Origin of the sequence: Kribbella sp. NPDC050241, from assembly GCF_044459685.1 — a bacterium.
Lineage (GTDB): Bacteria > Actinomycetota > Actinomycetes > Propionibacteriales > Kribbellaceae > Kribbella.
The window spans coordinates 999,172-1,018,534 of sequence record NZ_JBITJE010000003.1; the positions used below are offsets into that span (position 1 = coordinate 999,172).

General features: G+C 68.0%; 20 protein-coding genes. 10 read left to right on the plus strand and 10 right to left on the minus strand.

Translation table 11 applies throughout. The features are described 5' to 3' along the window. Positions 1-11: 11 nt before the first annotated feature. Together ACIBG5_RS19645 and ACIBG5_RS19650 are read left to right on the plus strand one after the other, a co-directional pair. Positions 12-881: a dioxygenase gene (locus tag ACIBG5_RS19645; protein ID WP_396392897.1), complete on the plus strand. Its 870-nt coding sequence runs from the start codon at positions 12-14 to the stop codon at positions 879-881. After that, complete coding sequence (locus ACIBG5_RS19650) at positions 878-2,608, plus strand: FAD-dependent oxidoreductase (protein ID WP_396392898.1); 1,731 nt, start codon at positions 878-880, stop codon at positions 2,606-2,608. Before ACIBG5_RS19645 ends, ACIBG5_RS19650 begins: the two co-directional genes overlap by 4 nt. On the opposite strand, the gene ACIBG5_RS19655 is transcribed toward ACIBG5_RS19650, so the two are convergent. The 3 genes from ACIBG5_RS19655 to ACIBG5_RS19665 form a co-directional block, all read right to left on the minus strand. Continuing rightward, positions 2,597-2,785, minus strand: a complete 189-nt coding sequence (locus ACIBG5_RS19655) for a hypothetical protein (RefSeq protein ID WP_360450128.1) — start codon at positions 2,783-2,785, stop codon at positions 2,597-2,599. The two genes, ACIBG5_RS19650 and ACIBG5_RS19655, sit on opposite strands and share 12 nt — an antisense overlap. A 100-nt stretch (positions 2,786-2,885) precedes the next feature. Further along, positions 2,886-4,121, minus strand: coding sequence for an alpha-amylase family protein (locus ACIBG5_RS19660; RefSeq protein ID WP_396392899.1), 1,236 nt, complete (start codon positions 4,119-4,121; stop codon positions 2,886-2,888). Continuing rightward, a complete protein-coding gene (locus ACIBG5_RS19665) occupies positions 4,121-4,780 on the minus strand; it encodes a TrmH family RNA methyltransferase (protein WP_396393011.1) in 660 nt (219 codons plus the stop codon). The genes ACIBG5_RS19660 and ACIBG5_RS19665 overlap by 1 nt, the downstream gene beginning before the upstream one ends. A gap of 33 nt (positions 4,781-4,813) precedes the next feature. Here ACIBG5_RS19665 and ACIBG5_RS19670 point away from each other — a divergent pair, with 33 nt between their 5' ends. After that, complete coding sequence (locus tag ACIBG5_RS19670; RefSeq protein WP_396392900.1) at positions 4,814-5,518, plus strand: DedA family protein; 705 nt, start codon at positions 4,814-4,816, stop codon at positions 5,516-5,518. Here ACIBG5_RS19670 and ACIBG5_RS19675 read toward each other — a convergent pair. The 6 genes from ACIBG5_RS19675 to pyrE form a co-directional block, all read right to left on the minus strand. Further along, entirely contained in the window at positions 5,508-6,359 is an 852-nt protein-coding gene (locus tag ACIBG5_RS19675) for a hypothetical protein (protein ID WP_396392901.1), read from the minus strand. The two genes, ACIBG5_RS19670 and ACIBG5_RS19675, sit on opposite strands and share 11 nt — an antisense overlap. An 86-nt stretch (positions 6,360-6,445) precedes the next feature. Beyond that, positions 6,446-6,856 carry a hypothetical protein gene (locus ACIBG5_RS19680; protein ID WP_396392902.1) on the minus strand — a complete coding sequence of 137 codons (411 nt, stop codon included), beginning with the start codon at positions 6,854-6,856 and terminating at the stop codon, positions 6,446-6,448. Between the two features lie 89 nt (positions 6,857-6,945). Further along, on the minus strand, positions 6,946-9,921 hold the full coding sequence (locus ACIBG5_RS19685) for an AfsR/SARP family transcriptional regulator (protein WP_396392903.1): 2,976 nt from the start codon (positions 9,919-9,921) through the stop codon (positions 6,946-6,948). A gap of 216 nt (positions 9,922-10,137) precedes the next feature. After that, positions 10,138-10,896, minus strand: a complete 759-nt coding sequence (locus tag ACIBG5_RS19690) for a LemA family protein (RefSeq protein WP_396392904.1) — start codon at positions 10,894-10,896, stop codon at positions 10,138-10,140. Between the two features lie 64 nt (positions 10,897-10,960). Further along, positions 10,961-11,677, minus strand: coding sequence for a DUF3137 domain-containing protein (locus ACIBG5_RS19695; RefSeq protein ID WP_396392905.1), 717 nt, complete (start codon positions 11,675-11,677; stop codon positions 10,961-10,963). Next, complete coding sequence (pyrE, locus tag ACIBG5_RS19700; RefSeq protein WP_396392906.1) at positions 11,677-12,222, minus strand: orotate phosphoribosyltransferase; 546 nt, start codon at positions 12,220-12,222, stop codon at positions 11,677-11,679. Before pyrE ends, ACIBG5_RS19695 begins: the two co-directional genes overlap by 1 nt. A gap of 159 nt (positions 12,223-12,381) precedes the next feature. Here pyrE and tdh point away from each other — a divergent pair, with 159 nt between their 5' ends. The 7 genes from tdh to ACIBG5_RS19735 all read left to right on the plus strand — a co-directional run bounded on the left by tdh (position 12,382) and on the right by ACIBG5_RS19735 (position 18,325). Further along, a complete protein-coding gene (gene tdh / locus ACIBG5_RS19705) occupies positions 12,382-13,431 on the plus strand; it encodes an L-threonine 3-dehydrogenase (protein WP_396392907.1) in 1,050 nt (349 codons plus the stop codon). A gap of 11 nt (positions 13,432-13,442) precedes the next feature. Further along, positions 13,443-14,612 (plus strand): glycine C-acetyltransferase, encoded by a 1,170-nt coding sequence (locus ACIBG5_RS19710; protein WP_360450221.1) that lies wholly within the window; start codon positions 13,443-13,445, stop codon positions 14,610-14,612. A gap of 107 nt (positions 14,613-14,719) precedes the next feature. After that, on the plus strand, positions 14,720-15,553 hold the full coding sequence (locus tag ACIBG5_RS19715; RefSeq protein WP_396392908.1) for an SAM-dependent methyltransferase: 834 nt from the start codon (positions 14,720-14,722) through the stop codon (positions 15,551-15,553). Positions 15,554-15,615: 62 nt separating this feature from the next. Next, complete coding sequence (locus tag ACIBG5_RS19720; RefSeq protein WP_396392909.1) at positions 15,616-15,891, plus strand: ribbon-helix-helix protein, CopG family; 276 nt, start codon at positions 15,616-15,618, stop codon at positions 15,889-15,891. Further along, entirely contained in the window at positions 15,891-16,301 is a 411-nt protein-coding gene (locus ACIBG5_RS19725) for a type II toxin-antitoxin system VapC family toxin (RefSeq protein ID WP_396392910.1), read from the plus strand. Before ACIBG5_RS19720 ends, ACIBG5_RS19725 begins: the two co-directional genes overlap by 1 nt. Before the next feature lie 51 nt (positions 16,302-16,352). After that, a complete protein-coding gene (locus ACIBG5_RS19730; RefSeq protein ID WP_396392911.1) occupies positions 16,353-17,441 on the plus strand; it encodes a winged helix DNA-binding domain-containing protein in 1,089 nt (362 codons plus the stop codon). 59 nt (positions 17,442-17,500) lie between these two features. Continuing rightward, complete coding sequence (locus ACIBG5_RS19735; protein ID WP_396392912.1) at positions 17,501-18,325, plus strand: aldo/keto reductase; 825 nt, start codon at positions 17,501-17,503, stop codon at positions 18,323-18,325. 8 nt (positions 18,326-18,333) lie between these two features. Here ACIBG5_RS19735 and ACIBG5_RS19740 read toward each other — a convergent pair whose 3' ends face one another. Continuing rightward, positions 18,334-19,269, minus strand: coding sequence for a LysR family transcriptional regulator (locus ACIBG5_RS19740; RefSeq protein ID WP_396392913.1), 936 nt, complete (start codon positions 19,267-19,269; stop codon positions 18,334-18,336). Between the last annotated feature and the right edge of the window lie 94 nt (positions 19,270-19,363).

Here is a 19,363-nt window from a genome sequence, read left to right on the forward strand (position 1 = left end):
GGAGCAACCGGATGGATCTGCAAGGCGACGACCTGACCGATGCGGTGGTGGCCAGCTTCGACGGCAGCCCGGACCCGCGAACGAAGCAAGTGATGAGCGCGCTGGTGCGGCACCTGCACGAGTTCGCACGGGAGGTGAAGCTGACCGAGGCGGAGTACTTCAGCGCGATCGACTTCCTGACCCGGACCGGGCAGATCTCGACGGGCACCAGACAGGAGTTCGTCCTGCTGGCCGACGTACTCGGGCTCTCGATGCTCACTGTCGGCCTCGGCAATCCGAAGTCCACGGGTGCCACCGAGTCCACTGTTTTCGGGCCGTTCTTCGTCGAGGGCTCGCCCGCGGTCGAACTCGGCGGGGACATCTCGAACGGCGCTCCCGGACACCCGTGCCTGGTGAGCGGCCGGGTCCTGAGCACCGAGGGCGAGCCGATCGCGGGGGCGCTGGTGGAGACCTGGCAGGCCGACGAGGACGGCTTCTACGACGTTCAGAAGGACACCGACGGTCCGCAGAACCGCGGCCACCAGACGACCGATGCCCAGGGCAACTATTCGTTCTGGGCGGTGCGACCGGTTGCCTATCCGATCCCGGACGACGGACCGGTCGGCGGGCTGCTGAGGGCAGGCGGCCGCGGCGCGATGCGACCGGCGCACGTCCACTTCATGGTGACCGCGCCCGGGTACGCCCGGCTGATCACCCACGTATTCGCGAGAGGCGACGAGTACCTCGCGAAGGATGCGGTCTTCGGCGTCAAGGACTCGCTGATCGCCGACTTCGTCGAGCATCCGGCCGGTACGGCGCCGGATGGCCGGACCTTCGACGAACCCTTCTACACGGTCGACTACGACCTGATTCTCGCGACCACCGAGGAGGCCGAGCTGTGATCACGACGGATGTTCTCATCGTGGGCACCGGCCCTGCCGGTGGCGCCGCCTCGCTGTTCCTGTCCACGTATGGCATCGACAACATCGTCCTGACCCGCTACGGCTGGACGGCCAACACTCCGCGCGCCCACATCACCAACCAGCGCACGGTCGAGTTGATGCGCGACATGGGCATCGAGGACCAGATCATCGACAAGGGCACTGCGCACCATCTGATGGGCCAGACCGCGTTCTGCACCAGCCTGGCCGGTGAGGAGATCGGCCGGATCCGCACCTGGGGCACGCACCCGCGCCGGCTGGCCGACTACACCGAGGCGAGCCCGACCCTCCCCTGCGACCTGCCGCAGACGCTGTTCGAGCCGATCCTGGTGAGTACGGCGGCCGGCCGTGGTGCGCGAGTCCGGTTCGACACGGAGTACGTGTCGCTGGAGCAGGACGATGACGGAGTCACGGCGACGGTCCGCGACCGGCTGAGCGGAGAGACGTACCAGATCCGCGCCAAGTACCTGATCGGCGCGGACGGCGGGCGCAGCAAGGTCGCCCAGGACATCGGGCTGCCGATGGCGGGCGCGATGGACATCGAGGGTTCGATGAACATCGTCTTCGAGGCCGACCTGTCCAAGTACGTCGCCCATCGCCCGAGCGTCCTGTACTGGGTGCTCCAGCCGGGTGCACAGATCGGCGGCATCGGCGCCGGCCTGGTGCGGATGGTCCGGCCGTGGAACGAGTGGCTGATCGTCTGGGGCTACGACATCTCCCAGCCCGCGCCGGTGGTCGACGAAGCGATGGCGACCGAGATCGTGCACAACCTGGTGGGTGACGACACGATCGACGTGAAGCTGAAAAGTACGTCGGTCTGGAGCGTCAACCATATGTACGCCGAGAAGGCCTCGAACGGCCGGGTGTTCTGCATGGGTGACGCGATCCACCGGCACCCGCCGAGCAACGGGCTCGGCTCGAACACGTCCATCCAGGACGCGTACAACCTGGCCTGGAAGCTGGCGCTGGTCCTGCGCGGCCAGGCGGACCCGAGCCTGCTGGAGACGTACGACGCGGAGCGGACACCGATCGCGCAGCAGATCGTCGAGCGGGCCAACAAGAGCCGCACCCAGTTCGGCCAGATCTTCCGCGCGCTCGGCATGACGCCGGACGCGCCGGCCGGGCGGACGATCGAGTCACGCAAGGACGACACCCCGGAGGGCGCCGCCCAGCGCGACGAGCTGCGAACCGCGATCGAGCTCAAGGACTACGAGTTCAACGCGCACGGCGTCGAGCTCGGCCAGCGGTACCACTCGGCCGCCGTGATTCCGGACGGTACGCCGGAGCCGGCGTACGAGCGGGATGCTGAGCTGTACTACCACCCGACGACCTGGCCGGGCGCCCGGATCCCGCACTGCTGGCTGACCCGCGGCTCGGAGACCGTCAGCACGCTCGACGTGGTCGGCAAGGGCCGGTTCACGCTGCTCACCGGGATCGGTGGCGAGGCCTGGGTGAAGGCCGCACAGTCCGTGTCCGAGCATCTCGGCGTACCGATCGAGCCGTACGTGATCGGGCCGGGCCGCGAGCTGGAGGACCTGTACGGCGACTGGTCGCGGGCGCGGGAGATCCCGGACCACGGCTGTCTCCTGGTCCGTCCGGACGCGCACATCGCCCTCCGCGCGTCCGAGCTTCCCGACGACGCCACCGACGCCCTCCTGCAAGCCTTCACGCAGTTGCTAGGCCGCTGAGGTCGGCTGGGCCTCCCGCAGGATCTGGTCGAGAATCGCCGAGATTTCGGCGGCCTCGGCGTCGAGGAGGGTGATCAGCGCCACCCGCGACGTTTCCGTGCGCGCCTCGAGTGCAGCAGCGCTCAGGGCGCGCACGGTCCCGAGCTCATGAATCAGTTCGTCCCACAGAGAACTCATCAACTACCCCCTGTTCCCGTCACAAACCCAGTACGACACCTACGATGCGTGCCGCCCCGCCCGAGTTGGGGCTGACTTTGGTCGAGAAGCCTCACTTCTGTCACTGGGACAACGCGGCACCCTCGCCGGGGGTTACGCGTTCCGTCAACAATCTCCAGCTGTGCGCCGCCACGGTCAGCGGATCACCGGCCTCCACGGGAAAGTCGTAGGCCTCGTCCGAGGCGTTCAGCAGAAGCAGCACCGAGTCGTCGCCACTGCCGGACCGCAGAGCAATCGCCGTGTTGGCCAGATGCTCGACCTTCGTTCGGCTCCGCGTCAGCCACGCGTGCTGCCGCCGTGCGCCGATCAGCCATTGATGCAGCTCGTACGTCGGCCAGCCGGACGGATCCAACCCTGCGGGCGTCGCCGGGAACTCCGGGCGGATCGCGTCGTCGCCTCCCTCGCGATCCTCCTTGAGCCCGCGGAAGGCCTGCTCGTCGCCGTAGTACACGCTCGGCACGCCGGCGACGGTGAACAGGATCGCCAGCGCGTGACCGAGGTGCCGCTCGTCGTCCAGCCGGGTCGCGAGCCGCGTCACGTCATGATTGCCGACGAACGTCTGCGGCACGAACGTGTCCAGCAGCGCATCATGCCGCTCGAGGGCGTAGGCGAGCTCGAAGAAGTTGCCGTCGTTCAGCGAGCTCCAGATCGCCTTCCACAGTTCGTACTGCGTCACCGAGTCGAGCCCGCTCTTCGTGACGTACCCGGCGTAGTCGCCGTGGATCACCTCACCGAAGAACCACGCCTCCGGGAATCGGTCCCGCGGCAGCGCCGCCTGCCAGAACTCGGGCGGTACGGCGTACGCCGCATCCAGCCGCCAACCGTCGACACCTCGCGCGAGCCAGTGACCGAGCACCTCGGAGACGTACTGCGCCACCTCGGGCCGGCTGTGATCCAGCGCGACAAGGTGGTCGTGGCCCTCGAAACTGTCGAACGATCCGTCCGGGCGACGCCGGAACCACTCGTCCGGCCCGTTGAAAGACCGCGCGACGTGGTTGAACACCCCGTCCAGCGCGATCCGCAGACCACGGTCGTGCGCGGCCGCGACCAAGCTGTCGAAGTCCGCGTCGTCACCCAGCCGGGGATCGATCCGGAAGTGGTCGATGGTGTCGTAGCCGTGCGTCTCCGCGGCGAACACCGGCCCTAGTAGGAGCCCTGAGCAACCAAGTTCGACCGCGTAGTCGAGCCAGTTCTCCAACTGGGGCAGGCGATGCACGACCGACGTACCCGCGGTCTTCTCCGCGCCGGCGAAGCCGAGGGGGTAGACCTGCCACCAGATCACGTGGTCAGCCCACATCAGGTCTCCTGACCGAAGGTGTGGCGACGGACCCACGCGTGCATGGCGATCGCCGCGGCTGCGCTCGCGTTGATCGACCGGGTGGATCCGAACTGCGCGATCGACAGCACGTCGGCGCAGATCGCGTGCGCTTCGGCGGTCAGCCCCGGTCCCTCCTGACCGAACAGCAGCACGCATCCGGCGGGCAGGTCATACGTCTCCAGCGGGACCGAGCCGGGCAGGTTGTCGATCCCGATCACCGGGAGATCGCGCTCGGCGGCGTACGACGCCAGGTCCTCGAGGCGTGGGTGGTGGCGGACATGCTGGTAGCGGTCGGTGACCATCGCGCCACGGCGGTTCCACTTCCGGTTGCCGACGATGTGTACCTCGGCCGCCAGGAAAGCGTTCGCCGTCCGGACCACGGAGCCGATGTTCAGGTCGTGCTGCCAGTTCTCGATCGCGACGTGGAACGGGTGCCGCTGCTGGTCCAGATCTTCGACGATCGCGTCGAGTGTCCAATAGCGGTACTTGTCGACCACATTGCGCCGGTCACCGGACGCGAGCAGCTCCGGGTCCAGCCGCGGATCGTCGGGCCACTCCCCCTGCCACGGGCCGACCCCGACCTCGTTCGGCCCGACCAGGTCGGCTCCGATCAGGTCTCTCTTCTCCTCGCCAATCAGCTCCCGCACAGCTGGGGACGCTACCCTGTCCGCGTGCTTTCTCTCGTCGCGATGCTGATGCCGAACTGGATGGACCCGGAATACCTGCTGAACTGGCTGGGTGACTGGGCCCTCTGGGGCACGGCCGCGGTGGTGTTCATCGAGTGCGGATTGCTGTTCCCGATCCTGCCCGGTGACTCACTGTTGTTCGCCGTCGGCCTGTTCATCGCGCACGGCACGATCGACGTACCGCTGTGGCTGGCCTGTGTGATCCTGACCGTCGCGGCGTTCGCCGGGAACGTGTCGGGCTACTACATCGGCCGCGTCCTCGGTACGACGTTGTTCAAGAACCCGAATGCGCGGTTCCTGAAACCGAAGTACATCGAGCAGACGCACGAGTTCTTCGCGCGGTACGGGCCGCGCGCGCTGGTGCTGGCGCGCTTCGTGCCGATCGTGCGGACCTTCATCACGATCGTGGCGGGCGCCGGCAAGATGGACCCGCGCAAGTTCTTCCTCTGGACCGGCATCGGCGCGGTCCTCTGGGCGACCGGCATCACCCTGCTCGGCCACGCGCTCGGCCGGGTCAAGTTCATCCACGACCACCTCGAGTCGGCGCTGATCCTGCTGGTCCTGATCTCGCTGATCCCGATGGTCGTCGAATACATCCTGGCCAAGCGCCGCACCCGCCGCGCCCAGCCCGCCGACGAGACCCCAGCACCCCCGAAACACGCCGCCACCACCAACCACATCAACGACTGACGATCAGCCCCAGGCACATTTCCAGCGGGACCGATGGCGCTCCGAGGCCGAGTGCTCCGAACCGCTCCCCCGCCAGCAAGCGCGCGACGTCCGCGGGTGAGATGGGTTCGTGCCGGCCGACGTAGTCGAGCTCGGACTCGTGGATGCGTAGGTCGAGGTCGGACATGGCGGCGTTGATTCGGGTGGTGCCGTAGAACTCGGGTTTGCCGCCCTTGTCGAGCCAGCGGGCGAAGCCGAGGACGGTGGTTTCCATGGGAATCTTGCGCATGGCGGGTGTGAGGAGGCCCAGTTCCTCGCGGAGTTCGCGTTCCATGCCGGTGGAGACTGCCTCGGACAGGCGGGTCTTGCCGATGATGTCCTTCGGTTCCAGGCTTCCGGAGCCGCTGGGGGCGACCAGACCGGGTGAAGATCGCGAGCCCATGCCCTGGTGGAGCAGGAGCATCCAGCCGTCGGAGGTGAGGGCGACTGTCGAGACGCCGATCTGGTTGCTGAGGTCGTTCTTGCTCAGTGGGATCAGCCGGCCGTCAGCAGTGAAGAGGTGGTGCGTGATGTCGGCGCTGACTCCGGCCGGCGTGCCGGTCCGCCACTGCTCTCCGGCGAGGTAGGTGGACGCCATCGTGTCGAAGTACCGGACCGGCTGCAGGCGGATCTCGCCGCCGGCAGGATCAAGGTCTTCGCTGAGGCCGGCGTTCAGACCGTTGAACGACGGCGCACCCGGACCTGACCGATCCAGCGCGAGGACCTCGGGCTGGATCGCCGCCAGGTCTGGCGGCAGGACGTACGGCTGCTCAGCAAGTACGACGGGCCTGTCCAGGCTGCGGTCGATCGACCGGCTGGTCACCACCGTGCCGCGGCCGCACCGCACGACGCGCCAGTCACCGTCGACGGTGACTGGCTGGTTGATCGGAGTACTCCTCGGTGGCCGAATCAGTGGGCGAACGGGAAGTGCGGGTCCGACCATACCCAGTCGGTGCTCAGGTCGCTGAGCGTAGCGACCTCCACCGACCCGGCGGGCAGCGGACCGACCACCTGACCGGAGCCGACCGCGCAGGCGACCCGGATCCAGTCAACCGCCTGGTACCAGACCAGCGCCCCCCGTGGCGCCGTCCCTTCGTGCAGAAGTGCATGGTGGTCGAGCCACCGCACCGCGTCGGCCGAATCCTGCCAGCCACTGTCGTGCGCATAACCGAAGGCCATCCGCTGGAACTTCAGCGTCCAGTCCTGCCACGCCGTCGATCCCACCCGTTCCAGCTGCCAGTTCAGCGCCGCCTCGGTGTCCCGCGGGTTCGCCACCCGCGGGACGATCCGGCGCTCCACAACTGCCTCCCCCCAGGCCATAGGTTCCATCCCCCGATTCCCCCGAACCCGCCGGCCTGTGCCGTCGTGTGCAAGCGAGTCTGCCGAAGCCGGATACAGCCGCCGTACATTCAGCCGGCGGCTACTCCGGTGTCGAAGGCAGCCAGTTCGCGGCGGCACTCGGCTGCCTGCTCGTCGTTGCCGGCCTGCTGCCACACCCGCGCGGCGCGGTCGAGTGTACGCCGGGCCGAGTCGAGATTGCCCGTGGACACATAGAGTTGTCCGAGTTGCTGCGCGGCCTGACCCTCGACGCTGCGGTCGCCCAACCGGTGTCCGATATCCATCGCATCCAGCAGCATCTTCCGCGCTGCCGCGACTTCACCGCGCGCCACCAGCGCTTTACCGAGCTCGGCCCGCGTGTACGCCGCACAGTGGTCGTCACCCATGCCGTTGAAGATCTCCAGCGCACGCCTCAACTGACGCACAGCCTGGTCGGACCGCCCTTGTTGCGCCCGCAACGCCGCGATCCGGCGCCGTACCTTCGCCTCACGGTGGCTGTCGACCCGCCGTACTGCGAGCAGGAACGCCTGGGCGAGATAACGGCCGGCGGTGTCGGTGTCGTCGCGGCGCAGCCACATGTTGGCGGCTGCGGTCCGCGCCAGTGCCTCGCCGTTCGCGTTGCCTGCCTCGAGGAACGCCTCGATCGCGGCCTCGTACTGCACCAGTGCTTCATCGCCCCGGCCGCGTTCGCGCAGCCAGGTGCCCATCCCCACCGCGGTGACGCCGGTCCCGAGCCGGTTCCCGATCTCGTCGAACACGCGCGCGGCCTCGTCGAGATGGTGCCAGGCGGTGTCCCAGTCGTCCTGATACAGCGCGAGCTGGCCGAGATTGCGGTGCATGATCGCCTCGCCGCGCCGATCCCCACAGGAGATCGCACTGAGCAGGCCCTGATGGTGCGACCCATGCCAGTCGTCGAACCCGGCCCGCATGTCCAGGTACGGCGCCCACGCGCAAGCGATCCGCCAGGCGTAGTCATGCAGACCGTTCTGCGCCGCCGCACGGATCGACGGCACGAACGTGCTGCGCTCGCTGTCGAACCAGGCGATCGCGTCCGTCTCGGTGAACGGCGCGGGATCGGGAGCGTCCAACGGGCCGTAGTGCTCGAGGACACCGAAGTACTCGAAGTTCAAGGCGGCGTTGGCCCGGCGGATCTTGTTCAGGATCGCGTCGAGCACAATCTCGACATCCCGGACCGCCCGCGCCTTCTGCTCGTCGTCGCCGACACCGATCGCATGCAGCCGGAGCAGGTCGTGGACCCGGTAACGCGCCGTACCGCGGTGGTCGACCGAGCTGATCCGGACCAGGTTGACCTCGATCAGGCGATCCAGGCTGCGGCGGACCGAGGCCGGCGAGGCCACCGCCTCCAACGCGCGAGCAGAGAAGACGCCGACGGCGAAGTGACCGATCAGCCGGTACAGCCGGGCCTGTTCCGGACTGAGTGCGTCGTAGCTGAGGTCGGCGCTGGTGCGGACGGCGAGCTCGCCGATGCTCAGCTCGTCCAGGCGCGAGGTCTCGTCGCCCAGCCGCCGGGCGAGCTCACGCAGGCTCAGGTCCGGCCGCTGCGCCAGCCGGCTGCCGGCGATCCGGATCGCCAGCGGCAGGTTCCCGCAGGCGGTCAGAATCTCCTCGGCGGCAGTCGACGTACGGTCGACCCGGCCGGCACCGGCGACCAGTTCGAGCAGCTCGGCCGCCTCGCCGTCGTCGAAGGTGTCGAGCGGCAGACTGTCCGCGCCGGCCAGATCCATCAGCCGGTTCCGGCTGGTGACGACCACCGCGGACGCACCGGTACCCGGCATCAGCGGAGTCACCTGGCCGGCCGTCGCGACGTCGTCGAGGATGATGAGCACCCGCCGGCTGGCCAGCTCGGACCGCAGCATCGCCGACCGGCGCTCCGGGTCGGCCGGGATCGCGAAGTCAGGCAGGTTGAGGCTGAGCAGTACATCGGTGAGTGCTCCGGCCGGATCACGCGGCTGCGTCGCGCCATGCATGTCCAGATAGATCTGCCCGTCCGGGAACGAATCCCGGACCAGATGACCCAGCCGGACGGCCAGAGATGTCTTCCCGGTGCCCGGCGCTCCGGAGATGACGGCGATCGGCGGACGGACCGGATCGCGGCCGCAGACCAGGTCGCGCAGCTGCTCCAGGTGCTCCTCCCGGCCGCTGAAGTCGGCCAGGTCGAGCGGCAACTGACTCGGCGGCCGCTGCGGATCGGTCAGCTCGGGCGCCGCCATCGGACCCGGTTGTGCGATCTCGGGTTCCGCCGTACGGACCGAGGGGATGCCCGGGTTCGGCCAGTTGGCGGAGCGGCCGTTCTCGGCGCGGGCGCCGGCGGCTTCGAGCTCAGGGCCCGGCTTGATGTCGAGCTCGTCGGCGAGGGTCTGGACCGCCTTGCCGTACGCCGCCCGCGCTTCGCCGACACGACCGGCGGCCAGGAGCGCGTCGACGAGCCGACGCCACAGCTGCTCGTCGTACGGGTCCTCGGTAAGTCGCGCGCTGAGCAGGACGGCCGCACCACTCGCGTCGCCGTGCTCCAGGCGCAGGTCCAGCAGGGTGTCCACCAGGCCGCGATGCTGTGCTTCCAGGCGGGCGATCGAGCCCTCCCAGGCGGCGGGAATCGGCAGGCCCTCGAGTGGTCGTCCGCGCCAGAGCGAGTAGGCGCGGGACAGGACCTGCATGGCATGGCGGCTGTCGCCGGCGTCGCGGAGGTGGCCGCCTTCGGCCAGCAGCGTCTCGAACAGGCTGGCATCGAGCTCGTCGACGCCGACCTCGATGCTGTACCCGGCGGCCGAGGTGTCGATCGGCGCCGGCAGCCCGGCCTCCTGCAGGACGCCGCGCAGCGCCCGGACGTACGTCCGGATGTTCGCCACGGCCGACCGCGGCGGGCTGTTCTCCCAGAGCGCGTCGGCGATCAGATCGGTCGAGACGAACCGATTGGGGTGCAGGAGCAACGTTGCCAGCAACTGCCGCGGCTTGGCGGCGCGCAGCGGCTGGCCCTGGACGTGAACAAGGCGCAGGGGTCCGAGGATTGCGTACCTCAGACTGTCCACTGCTGTGCCCTCTCCGTGATGAACCGACCTATGGTGTCATCCCCTGTGCCCGGCGTGAAGGCCGATGTACGCCGGATGTATCTCAGTCGGTCACAGTTGACTCAGGTACCGGGGGGAGGCAGGGCTCGGGAGTGGCGACTTGACCGCCGTCGCACCCGAGCCTGGCACTGGTAGGGAGTCCTGGTTCGGGGGTCCTGGACTACGGGGAACCGGTGCCTAGTGGCCACCGGTGAACGGCGGCTGTCCGTCCTGCGGGCTGGGGGAACCCGCAGGCGGGCCGCCCACCGGTGGCTGCGGCTGGCCCTGATAGTTGCCCTGCTCACCTGGAATCTCCGGCTGGATCTGGCCCGACGACTGCGGCCCGGCCTGCATCTGCGGCGGCGCCTGCTCACCGGCGACCGAGCCGATGGTCCCGAACGACACCTGCGGCACCGACCGCACCTGCTCGTCGCGGACCTCGAAGTACCCGGCCTTCTCGAACTTGAAGCCGTTCGCGATCAGGTTCGACGGGAACGCCTCGACCCGGGTGTTGTAGTCGCCGACGTTCGCGTTGAAGAACCGCCGGCCGGCCGCGATCCGGTCCTCGGTGTCGGTCAGCTCGCGCTGCAGGTTCAGGAAGTTCTGGTTCGACTGCAGCTGCGGGTACGCCTCGACCGAGATCATCATCTGACGCAGCGCACCGGACAGCTCGCCCTCCGCGGCGGCCCGCTGCTCCGGCGGCGCGCCCTGCACGTTCACCGCCTGGGTCCGCAGCCGGGCGACCTCCTCGAACACGTGCCGCTCGTGCGCGGCGTACGCCCGGACGGTCTCGACCAGGTTCGGGATCAGGTCGTACCGGCGGTGCAGCTCGACGTCGATCTGCCGCCACGACTCCTGGATCAGGTTCCGCTGCTTGACGAAGCGGTTGTACGAGACCATCAGCGCGATTCCCAGAATCACGATGATCGCGACGACCGCGATGATGACGAAGGTCATGCCCTGCTCCCGAGTGTCGGTGATGCTGCGTGCGACTCTACGGGTCCTCGGGTCCGCCGTACTGTCAGTAGCCTTGTGGTGGCTGTACGCGAGGGTCGACGCCGGCATAGTCGCGCCAGACGTACGGCGGGACCTGCTCGAGCACCTGTTGCAGCAGGGTGAGGCGGTTCATCACCTCAGTCGGGTTGTGATCGCCCTTGTCCCAGCCGAGCAGCGAGTTGCCCTCGATCCGCCAGCCGATCTCGCCGCGGGCCAGCAGGAGCTCCATCATCCGCGGCGTCACCACCGCGTGCCCGTACCGCTCGTCGTCCGCCTTCACCCGGAACGCGCGGTTGAACTGCTCGCTCTCGAACTGGATGTCACGGAACCCGAGTGCGTTCGCCACCACGCCGCCGAAGATCCCCTCGTGGGTGACCTCCAGGTGCGGCAGCGCGCCCGGCAGCTGCACCACGACCACGCCGAACTTGTGGGTGGTCGTCGTACGACGGCCCTTCGAGTCGGTGGAGTGCGTCTGGTAGCTGTAGTCGAAGGCAACCATCTGATGGCCGTTGTACGCACCGGACAGCACGTTCTTGACCCGCCAGTTGTCACCGGTCTGGAACGGCGTACCCGACCACTGCCCGGCCAGCGCGTTGTTGTCGGGCAGGTAGGACCAGCCCTGCTGCGAGGCGAACCCGGCGAACAGTTCGCGCCGCTTCTTCGCGGCCAGGTAGTTGAAGTAGAAGATGCCGCCGGCGACGACCAGCGCGACCAGGACGATCAGGACCGGGCTGATGTTCATCAGCCGAGGCCCAGGTCCTCGAGCCCGAACACCGCCCGGTACGGCAGCCCCTCCGACTCGACCTTCTCCTTGGCGCCGGTCGAGCGGTCGACGATCACCGCGACCGCGACCACCTCGGCCCCGGCCTCGCGCAGCGCCTCGACCGCGGTGAGCACCGAACCGCCGGTGGTGGACGTGTCCTCGACCGCGAGCACCCGGCGGCCCTTCACCTCCGGCCCTTCGATCCGGCGCTGCAGGCCGTGCGTCTTCTCCGCCTTCCGTACGACGAAGGCGTCCAGCGTCCGGCCCTGCTGCGCAGCCGCGTGCAGCATCGACATCGCGACCGGGTCGGCGCCGAGGGTCAGTCCGCCGACGGCGTCGTACTCCAGGTCCTTGGTCAGCTCGAGCATCGCCGGGCCGATCAGCGGCGCGGCGGCCGCGTCCAGCGTGATCCGGCGCAGGTCGACGTAGTAGTCGGCTTCCTTCCCCGACGCCAGCGTCACCCGGCCGTGCACGATGGCCTTCGACTTCACCTGTTCCAGCAGCCCGTCCCGGTCGTAGCTCATAGGCGTCGAGCTTAGATGACGCGGCAGTTCACGATTTCTCGCTGGCCTTCAGGCGGAACAGTATGCAGTTGAACTGCACAGGCTGTGTACGACGTGTCGATGGACGCCGGTGGTTGCCCGGGACGACGATGTGGACGATCGTCGTCAGTGGAGGTGCGCGTGAAGGCGCTGGTGAAGGCTGAGGCCCGGCCCGGTCTGTGGTTGCAGGACGTCCCGGAGCCGAAGATCGAGGCCGACGAAGTACTGATCAAGGTGCTCCGCACCGGTCTGTGCGGCACCGATCTGCACATCCAGAGCTGGGACCCCTGGGCACAGAAGAACGTGCCGGTGCCGATGGTGACCGGGCACGAGTTCTGCGGCGAGGTGGTCGAGATCGGCGTCGGTGTCCGCGACGTCGCGGTCGGTGACCTGGTCAGCGGCGAGGGCCACCTGGTCTGCGGCCGCTGCCGCAACTGCCGCGCCGGCCGCCGGCACCTGTGCATCAAGACCCGCGGCCTCGGCGTCCACGTGCCGGGTGCGTTCGCCGAGTACGTCGCCCTGCCCGCGAGCAACGCGTGGGTCCACAAGGACCCGGTCGACCTGGACGTCGCGGCGATCTTCGACCCGTTCGGGAACGCCGTACACACGGCTCTGTCCTTCCCACTGGTCGGCGAGGACGTCCTGATCACCGGGGCCGGACCAATCGGAGTGATGGCCGCGGCAGTCGCGCTGCACGCCGGTGCGCGCAACGTGGTGATCACCGACCTGTCGGAGTACCGGCTGGATCTGGCCCGCAAGATCGGCGTCACCCGGGCGGTGAACGTGGGCTCGGAGACCATCGCCGACGCGCAGCGGAGCCTGGGCATGCGCGAGGGTTTCGACGTCGGCATGGAGATGTCCGGGAAGCCGGCCGCGCTGCGGGACATGCTGGCGAACATGACGCACGGCGGCCGGATCGCGATGCTCGGGCTGCCGGCGGACGAGATCGCGATCGACTGGAGCACGGTGGTGCTCAACATGCTGACGATCAAGGGCATCTACGGCCGGGAGATGTTCGAGACCTGGTATTCGATGTCGGTGATGCTGGAACGCGGCCTGGACCTGACTCCGGTGATCACTCACCGCTTCGGGTACGCCGACTTCGAGCGGGCCTTCGACGTAGCCCGGCAGGGGCACTGCGGCAAGGTGATCATGGACTGGACCACTGAATCCCTGGAGGAGAAGCACTGATGTTCGGGCGGATGCGGGACGACCTGACGGCGGCCATCGGCGAGATCCGGGATGCCGGGCTGTACAAGTCCGAGCGGGTGATCACCTCACCCCAGCAGTCCCTGATCTCGGTTGCCTCGGGCAAGGAGGTGCTCAACTTCTGCGCGAACAACTACCTCGGCCTGGCCGACCACCCCGAGGTGATCGCGGCGGCTCGCGCGGCGCTCGACCAGTGGGGCTTCGGGATGGCGTCGGTCCGGTTCATCTGCGGGACGCAGCAGATCCACAAGGACCTGGAAGGTGCCCTGAGCACCTTCCTCGGCACCGAGGACACGATTCTCTACAGCTCCTGCTTCGACGCGAACGGCGGCCTGTTCGAGACCCTGCTCGGCGCCGAGGACGCGGTCATCTCCGACGAGCTCAACCACGCCAGCATCATCGACGGCATCCGGCTGTCCAAGGCCAAGCGCTACCGGTACAAGAACCGCGACATGTCCGACCTGGAGGCGCAGCTCAAGGACGCCGCCGACGCCCGTTACCGGCTGATCGCCACCGACGGCGTGTTCTCCATGGACGGGTACGTCGCTCCCCTCGACGAGATCTGCGACCTGGCCGAGCGGTACGACGCCCTGGTGATGGTCGACGATTCGCACGCGGTCGGCTTCGTCGGATCGGACGGCGCGGGTACGCCGTCCCTGTTCGGCGTGAAGGACCGGGTCGACGTCGTCACCGGCACCCTGGGCAAGGCGCTCGGCGGCGCATCCGGTGGTTACGTGTCCGGCCGGCGCGAGATCGTCGAACTGCTCCGGCAGCGGTCCCGGCCGTACCTGTTCTCCAACTCCCTCGCACCGTCGGTCACAGCGGCCTCGCTGAAGGCCCTCGAACTCATCGGCGGCTCGAGCACGCTGCGCGACAAACTGGCCGCCAACACCAAGCTCTTCCGCACCAAGATGACCGAGGCCGGCTTCGACGTACTCCCGGGCGAGCACCCGATCTCGCCGGTGATGATCGGCGACGCCGCTCAGGCCGGTCGCCTCGCCGACAAGCTTCTCGACCTCGGCATCTACGTGATCGGTTTCTCCTACCCCGTCGTACCGCACGGCAAGGCCCGCATCCGCGTCCAGCTGTCCGCCGCGCACTCCACCGAGGACGTCGAACGCGCCATCGCCGCCTTCATCGAAGCCCGCGCCGCGCTGGCCTGAGGACTACCTTCGATTCAGGAAAAGGTTGACACGCTGCCAATCACGTACTGTCGCAGATCAGCTACGATCGCTCCGTACTCGACAGCACCGGAGTAGGGAGTTTTTGGATGGCCGAGAGCGACGAATCCACCCTGACCGAACGGCTTGGGATGGACCGGCCGCACCCGGCCCGCGTCTACGACTATTTCCTGGGCGGCAAGGACAACTTCGCGGTCGACCGGCAGGCCGCGGAGCATCTGCTGGAGGCGTTTCCCGGGTTCCGTACGGCGGCGATGTCGAACCGGATGTGGATGCACCGCGCGGCTCGCTACGTGGCCGAGCAGGGCGTCACGCAGTTCCTCGACATCGGCACCGGCATCCCGACCAGCCCGAACCTGCACGAGGTCGTGCAGGAGACCGTGCCCGCGGCGCACATCGTCTACGCGGACAACGACCCGATCGTGCTGTCCCACTCCCGCGCCCTGATGACGAGCCGGCCCGAGGGCAGGACGGCGTACCTCGACGCCGACGTGATCGACCCGCAGTCGATCATGGGTTCGGACGAGGTGAAGGACCTGCTCGACCTGAGCAAGCCGGTCGCGCTGAGCCTGGTCGGCGTCTTCCACTACCTGCCCGACGCGCTCAAGCCGTACGACCTGGTCAAGGAGCTGCTCGAGCCGCTGGCGTCGGGGTCGTACCTGATCTTCTCGCACTGCACTCCGGACTTCGCCCCCGACCTGTGGGAGCAGGCGATCCAGGTCTACAAGGCCGACGGCGGCGATGCCCAGGTCCGCAGCAAGGAGGAGGTCTCCCGCTTCTTCGACGGCCTCGAAGTGGTCGAGCCCGGCGTGTCCGCCCCCTTCCGCTGGCACCCCGACGACGAAACCGACGCCCTCGTCGCCAAGGGCGTGTTCACCGACATCTCCTGCAGCCTCTGGGTAGGCGTAGCCCGCAAACCCTGACACCCAACTCAGGTAGAGCTGACCTGGTACCACGGGTATACCACTCGCGGTACCATGCAGTCATGGCGATGAACCTGAGGCTGACCCCGGAAGCAGCGGCAGCGCTCCAGGCGGAGGCTGAGCGCACCGGCCGATCCCAACAGGAGATCGTCCGGGAAGCCGTCGGCCGTCATCTGCACCTGATCGGGGACGAGACTGGAACGACCGATCGAGAGCAGGCGAGGACTTCGCAGGCAGTACGTCCGGCACGAGTGCCCTATCGCAAGGTGATGCCGCGACTCCGCCTCCCGAAGGGCACCACCAGCCTCGACCTGCTCGATCGGGACGATCGCTTCTGATGCGCGTCTACCTCGACAGCAGCGCCCTGATCAAGCGAGTGATCGCCGAGGAGGAGTCCGGCGATCTGGTGGATTTCCTCGACACCCGGCATGCGGAGGGCGACCTGCTGGCGTCGTCGTCGCTCGCCTGGGTCGAGGTCTCCCGTGCGGTCCTCGCGCGGGTCAAGTCGCCGACCGGCGCCGGCACCTTGATCGACGCCGCGATGTCCGGTGTCGACGAACGTCCGCTGACGTCAGATGTTGTCAGCGTTGCCCGGCGGATCGAGCCGCTCGTCCTGCGCAGCCTCGACGCCATCCACCTCGCGACGGCTGTGCTGATCGACGTCGATCTCGTTGTGACGTACGACGATCGGCTGGCGGATGCTTGTCGTCGCAACTCCCTCGCGGTCGAGTCGCCCGGTCGCGGCTGACGCGCCCGGTGGTCGACTGACTTTGTCGATGGGGTCCGGCAGGATGCGGGCATGGTGGTGATGAGTGGGCGGGCTGTGAATCGGGCGACGTTGGCTCGGCAGATGCTGGTTGAGCGGGCGGACGTGTCGGTGGTGGACGCGGTCGGGCGGTTGGCGGGGATGCAGGGGCAGGAGCCGAAGCATCCGTACGTCGGGTTGTGGTCGCGGGTCGGTGGGTTCGAGGAGGGGCAGCTCGACGCGGCGGTGCAGGGGCGTGAGGTGGTGCGGGCGACCATGTTCCGCGGGACCTTGCATCTGGTGACTGCGGCGGACTACCTGCGGTTCCGGACCACCGTCGCGCCGGTGCTCGAGGCGGGGCTGCGGATGCTCGGTGATCGGGGCGAAGGACTCGAGCCGGACAAGGTGGTCGCGACGGCGCGGAAGCTGCTCGCGAAGGAGCCGCTGACATTCACCGAGGTGCGGGACGCACTGCAGCAGAAGTTCCCGGCGGTGAACGAACGGGCACTCGGGTTCTGCACCCGGATGCTGGTCCCGCTGGTGATGTACCCGACCGACGCCCGCTGGAGCTGGCCGGCGAACGCACGCTTCACCCCGGCCGAGGACTGGATCGGCGGGAAGCTCCATGCGAAGGCAGAAGCTCAGGGGCTCGTCACCAGATACCTGCAAGCCTTCGGTCCGGCCACACCCGCCGACTTCCAGACCTGGTCAGGACTGCAGAAGGCGAAGCCACTCTTCGACGCGCTCGACCTGGAGACGTTCACCGACGAGGCCGGCAAGACGCTGTACGACGTACCGGATGCGCCGCGACCGGACCCGGACACCGCGGTCCCCGTGCGGTTCCTGCCGGAGTTCGACAATCTGCTGCTGGCACACGCGAAGCGCGAGCGGATCATCGCCGACGAGCACCGGCCGGCCGTGTTCACCAAGAACCTGCGGATCAAGTCGACGTACACGGTCGACGGCCTCGTCGCCGGGCTGTGGAATGCCGAGAAGAAGCGTGGTGTGGCCACTCTCACGCTGACGCCGTTCGGCCGGACGCTGAAGAAGACGCTGACCGAGCTGGAGCGGGAAGGGACCGCGCTGCTGCGGTTCCTCGAGCCGGAGGCGAAGACGTATGAGGTGGTTACGGCGGGTGAATGAGGTTGTTGTCACACGTCGGATGACTGGGCCAGAACCAGTGGACCCGGTGGAATAGACAAATGAACACAGTCCCCACCATCACTCTGGACAACGGCGTCGAGATCCCGCAGCTGGGCCTGGGGGTCTGGCAGGTCGAGGACGAGATCGTCACCGACGTCGTCACGACCGCGTTCGAAGCCGGCTACCGGCACATCGACACCGCGGCCGCCTACGGCAACGAGGCCGGCGTCGGGCGAGCGATCGCCGCGTCGGACCTGCCGCGCGACGAACTGTTCATCACCACCAAGCTGTGGAACAACGACCAGGGCTACGACACCACCCTGAAGGCGTTCGACAAGAGCATCGACCTGCTCGGCCTCGAGTACGTCGACCTGTACCTGATCCACTGGCAGTCGCTGAAGCGGGACAAGTACGTCGACACCTGGAAGGCGTTCGAGCAGCTGTACGCCGACAAGCGGGTGCGCGCGATCGGCGTCTCGAACTTCCACGAGCCGGCACTGCGGCGGCTGTTCGACGAGACCAGGATCCGGCCCGCGGTCAACCAGATCGAGCTGCACCCGGCGCTGCCGCAGGACGAACTGCGCGCGTTCAACGCGGAGAACGACATCGTCACCCAGGCGTGGAGTCCGCTGGCGCAGGGCGAACTGCTCTCGCAGCCGGCTCTGCGGACGCTGGCGGACAAGCACGGCAAGACGCCCGCGCAGGTGGTCATCCGCTGGCACCTGCAGCTCGGCAACGTGGTGATCCCGAAGTCGAAGACGCCGAGCCGGATCCAGGAGAACTTCCAGGTCTTCGACTTCCAGCTGGACAACGACGACATGGCCGCGATCGCCGACCTCGAGACCGGCGTACGCACCGGCGGCGATCCGGACGTCTTCGGCTGAGCCTGCTCTCAGAGCACTTCCAGGAACCGGGCCAGCGCCGGCGATCGGTTGTCCGGCGACCAGACTACGGAGAGTTGCCAGGGTGGTAGGTCGTCGGACAACTCGCGGTACACGACCGAATCCGGGTTCGAGGGCGGGGTCGGACTGATCAACAACGAAACGCCGAGCCCGGCCGCGACGAGCGAGACGATCGTCTGCACGTCGGCCGCCTCCTGCTCGACCCGCGGCGTGAACCCGGCCGCCCGGCAGAAGCTGACGATCGTGTCGTGCACCGCCGGTCCGCTGGCCCGCGAGTAGAACACGAACGAATCCCCGGCGAGCTCCTCCAGGCGCAAACGCTTGCGCGTGGCCAGCCGATGCCGCGCCGGCAGCACCGCGACCAGCGGATCCGACGACACCACCCGCGACGACAGCCCAGGAGCCAGCTGTACAACGGCCGTCCCGGCAACTCGCTCACCTGACGTTCGGTGCGACGTACCTGCCCCAGCCGCCGGGGTGTTCGGACGCAGCAGGCCGACGTCGATCCGGCCGTCACGTAGCGCCTCGGTCTGGCGCAAGGTCGTCAGCGACTCCAGGTCGAGCACGACCTCGGGGTACGCCGCGCGGAAGGCGCCCAGGATCCGCGGCAGCACTTCGAACGTCGCCGACTGCACGAATCGGAATCGCAGCGTCCCGAGCTCTCCACGTTGCGTGCGTTGCGCTGCCCGCACCGCCTCATCGGCGCGCCGGAGCAGATCCTTCGCCTCGGCCAGGAACGTCTCCCCCGCCGCCGTCATCACGAAGCGCCGCCGGACCCGGGCGAACAACTCGACGCCCAGATCGTGCTCGAGCGCCGCGATCTGCCGGCTGAGCGACGGCTGCGTGAGGTGAAGCCGGATCGCCGCCCGGCCCACGTTCATCTCCTCGGCGACGACCACGAACGACCTGAGTTGGCGTAGCTCCATAAGGAGATCATGCACCAAACACATCAACTCTGCGAAAAGAATCCATTGGACGTATAGAGGGTCTGGTTTCTACCGTTGAAGGGTCGAAAGGAAC

Bases quoted from the DNA above. Each gene is read 5' to 3' on its own strand.
- ACIBG5_RS19645 (WP_396392897.1), top strand. From the start codon at position 12: ATGGATCTGCAAGGCGACGACCTGACCGATGCGGTGGTGGCCAGCTTC.
- ACIBG5_RS19655 (WP_360450128.1), bottom strand. From the start codon at position 2,785: ATGAGTTCTCTGTGGGACGAACTGATTCATGAGCTCGGGACCGTGCGC.
- ACIBG5_RS19660 (WP_396392899.1), bottom strand. From the start codon at position 4,121: ATGTGGGCTGACCACGTGATCTGGTGGCAGGTCTACCCCCTCGGCTTC.
- ACIBG5_RS19680 (WP_396392902.1), bottom strand. From the start codon at position 6,856: ATGGCCTGGGGGGAGGCAGTTGTGGAGCGCCGGATCGTCCCGCGGGTG.
- ACIBG5_RS19690 (WP_396392904.1), bottom strand. From the start codon at position 10,896: ATGACCTTCGTCATCATCGCGGTCGTCGCGATCATCGTGATTCTGGGA.
- ACIBG5_RS19695 (WP_396392905.1), bottom strand. From the start codon at position 11,677: ATGAACATCAGCCCGGTCCTGATCGTCCTGGTCGCGCTGGTCGTCGCC.
- pyrE (WP_396392906.1), bottom strand. From the start codon at position 12,222: ATGAGCTACGACCGGGACGGGCTGCTGGAACAGGTGAAGTCGAAGGCC.
- ACIBG5_RS19710 (WP_360450221.1), top strand. From the start codon at position 13,443: ATGCGGGACGACCTGACGGCGGCCATCGGCGAGATCCGGGATGCCGGG.
- ACIBG5_RS19715 (WP_396392908.1), top strand. From the start codon at position 14,720: ATGGCCGAGAGCGACGAATCCACCCTGACCGAACGGCTTGGGATGGAC.
- ACIBG5_RS19720 (WP_396392909.1), top strand. From the start codon at position 15,616: ATGGCGATGAACCTGAGGCTGACCCCGGAAGCAGCGGCAGCGCTCCAG.
- ACIBG5_RS19725 (WP_396392910.1), top strand. From the start codon at position 15,891: ATGCGCGTCTACCTCGACAGCAGCGCCCTGATCAAGCGAGTGATCGCC.
- ACIBG5_RS19730 (WP_396392911.1), top strand. From the start codon at position 16,353: ATGGTGGTGATGAGTGGGCGGGCTGTGAATCGGGCGACGTTGGCTCGG.
- ACIBG5_RS19735 (WP_396392912.1), top strand. From the start codon at position 17,501: ATGAACACAGTCCCCACCATCACTCTGGACAACGGCGTCGAGATCCCG.
- ACIBG5_RS19740 (WP_396392913.1), bottom strand. From the start codon at position 19,269: ATGGAGCTACGCCAACTCAGGTCGTTCGTGGTCGTCGCCGAGGAGATG.